Origin of the sequence: Psychroserpens mesophilus, assembly GCF_050617655.1 — a bacterium.
Taxonomy (GTDB): Bacteria; Bacteroidota; Bacteroidia; order Flavobacteriales; family Flavobacteriaceae; genus Psychroserpens; species Psychroserpens mesophilus_A.
In genome coordinates, this window is record NZ_JBODQC010000504.1 from 1 (window position 1) to 236 (window position 236).

Annotated in this window: 1 pseudogene; it reads right to left on the reverse strand. The window is 39.4% G+C overall.

Going from position 1 to position 236, the window contains the following annotated elements:
* Positions 1 to 236, reverse strand: a pseudogene (locus tag ACRHNM_RS18170) (hypothetical protein); the annotation flags it as partial.

Genomic DNA, 236 nt, shown 5'->3' on the forward strand with positions numbered 1-236 from the left:
GGATTGACAGTTATACTTTGAGTTGTTTCTCCTGTACTCCATACATAAGCTGATCCTCCTGAAGCTGTTAATGTTACAGATGAACCTTCGCAAACTTCAACATCTGTTCCTGCATTAGCAACAGGAATTGTATGTACTGTTACTGTAACATCATCAGCATCTGAACTTGTTCCTAAAGCATTAAAAGCGGTCACTGTATAAGTGGTTGTTGAGGATGGACTAACCTCGATACTTGA